Annotated in this window: 1 protein-coding gene; it reads right to left on the bottom strand. The window is 46.6% G+C overall.

Annotation, left to right across the window (positions count from 1 at the left end; translation table 11 throughout):
- The coding region (locus QUA25_RS28975; RefSeq protein WP_333043135.1) for a DUF4347 domain-containing protein at positions 1–2,075 on the bottom strand (2,075 nt) is incomplete at its 3' end.
- Between the last annotated feature and the right edge of the window lie 577 nt (positions 2,076–2,652).

The raw sequence follows: 2,652 nt of genomic DNA, 5'->3' as shown, positions 1-2,652 counted from the left end.
ATTTTTGCTACGGCTTCTAACCAACTGTCTGCGTTGGAGTCGGTAGGGGTATTTACTAGAGAAATAAACGGGTTTGGTTGGCCGGTAATTGCGCCTGTTTTGAGGTCTATTTGGTACGGACTCAGGGTTGAAGGTTGATCGTTAGCGGCAATAGTTAATGTTGTTTGTTTTGTTGTACCGGCAATGCCACCTGTGATTGCGCCAAAATTGAGGATTGCGGTTTCATCGTTTTCAGGGAGATTGTCAGGTTTGATAGTAACTGCAACATTTTGCGTGAGTGCGGCACCTGTTGCACCGGCGGGGAATGTAATCGATGTCGGCGAAAAGGTGTAGTCTGAATTTTCGGTGGCTGTGCTACTGGGATCCAGGACAATTGGTACTGTTACAGCAGCGTCAGGAGTGCCGCTGATAGTAACGGGAATATTGACTACTGTATCCGCAGTTCCTTCAGTGCCACTGTAAGTTGCAGCACCAAAATTTACCGCCGGAGATGTATGCAGCAGAATCGAGGTGTTTTGAGAGTCAAAGTTCGCCGTAGCTAAATCGGATAAGCCATCTTTGTTAAAATCGCCTACAACAATACCTTGGGGACTGGTTCCCACAAGAAAATTAGTGGCAGTCCCAAAGCTGCCATCGCCACTTCCAAACAAGACGGAGACATCCCCCGATCCATTGTTGGCTGTGGCTAAATCGACTTTTCCATCGGCATTGAAGTCACCACTAGCAATAGCAAGGGGTTGTGTTCCAACGCCAAAGTTGGTAGCTGCACTAAAGCTTCCTGTGCCAGTTCCTAACAGTATTGATACGTTGTTTGATCCGCCTTCGTTACTCGTTGCTAAGTCAGGATTGTTGTCCCCATTAAAGTCTCCTAAAGCAATGTAATTAGGGCTATTTCCAACAGTAAAGTTAGTGGCGGGGGCGAAAGTACCATCAGCATTCTGCAACACGATGGATACGCTGCTAGAACCAAAGTTCGCTGTCGCAAAGTCAGACTTGCTATCCTTGTTAAAGTCGCCGACAAGCACAAAATAAGGATTTGACCCCACGCTCAAATTAGTAGCTGCGCCAAAAGTACCATTACCGTTTCCCGGCAAGATGGAGACGTTGTTAGAGCTTTGATTGGCTGTAGCTAAATCAGAATTGCCGTCCCCGTTGAAGTCTCCCACAGCGACGGTATACGGACTTGACCCCACCCCAAAGTAGGTGGCAGTACCAAAAGTGCCATCGCCATTCCCTAACAGGAGAGAAACGTTGTTAGTCAAATTATTGGCGGTAACTAAGTCAGAATTGCCGTCTTTGTTAAAGTCGGCTACAGCGACAGACCAGGTATAGAGATCGCTTGGCGGGCTGGTGTTAAGATTAGTGGCAGCGCCAAATTTGCCAGTGCCATCTCCCAGTGCGATCGAGACGTTGCGATTAACTCCAGTGCTGGCAAAGGCTAGGTCAAGATTGCCGTCTTTGTTAAAATCGCCACTGGCAACTTTACGGAGACTGTATGTTATGGGAAAGGGCGTTGCCGGATCAAAAGTAGGCAGAACATACTCGTAACCTGCTAATACTTCGGCTTCAAATACCAGTGGCGTTTCAATTTTCCCGGTTCTGACTTCTAGTTCCCAGTCGCCGCCCTTTGCCGCACTTCCCGTAAGATTTTTGGAAGCCGCAACAAAAGCCCCGGTTAACTCACTCAAGCGTTTGACAAATGCTTTACCTATCTCGCCTGCTGCTACACAGCACCCGTAGAGGAGGATATTTGGTCGAGTGTCGCCGATTGAGTCGGTTCGTGGCGAAAACCACTGCTGTAGATCCTGCCGATCGCACTCTATATCATCTAAACTCAAGTTACCGTCGCCCAGTTGCAAGCTACCCGGAGCACCGTGAGAAACGATGTGAATGCTGTCAATATTAGTACGAAGAGCTAAAATTTGAGTAATTTGGTCGATCGCATCCCGGTTCCCATCCAAAACGACTACTTCCGTACCCGGTTTTACCCCAGCGACTAAACTTTGGTAATTTTCTACTTGAGTGTCGATAAAGGCGATCGACTTTATGGAAACTTGATTATTTAAATTTGGCATACTGCACCTACTAATAGCTAAAAAAAGACAATGATTCCCCTGTTTCGCGACTTGCATCGGAAACTCTTTCTGAATGTTGTAGTAACAATAACTGTTTTTTGAGAAAATCTATATAAACTTTTCTTTATAAACACTTTTTTAATTAAAGTTTTGATAAAGATGGGGAAATTTATTAAGTAACATTACGGTTGAGCCAGCGCGAGCTGGCTCACACAACACGAAAACCGTTCAATAGCAAGTGTGATTAGACTGAAATATTAAGATCGGAATTTTTGATACAGATCTGCGATCCGGTTCCGCCGTTCGTTTCAACCCCTGGCGGACTTTCGGGCAAGGGTGGGGCGGGTTTACGAGATAATTGGTTTTAGGCAATTATTTCTCGTAAAACCCGCCCCTTGTATCTTAAAAGAGTCAGGCGATAGATCGCTACGTCAGTCAGTTGATCGTTACACCAAGCAGGCGATCGTACCGACTTTCAGGCGATCGAGCCGACAATGAGTCGATCGTACCGACTTTCAGGCGATCGAGCCGACAATGAGTCGATCGTACCGACTTTCAGGCGATCGAGCCGACAATG

This window comes from Microcoleus sp. Pol17C6, from assembly GCF_036701145.1.
GTDB lineage: Bacteria > Cyanobacteriota > Cyanobacteriia > Cyanobacteriales > Microcoleaceae > Microcoleus.
This window is presented reverse-complemented; position numbering and strand designations above follow the sequence as displayed.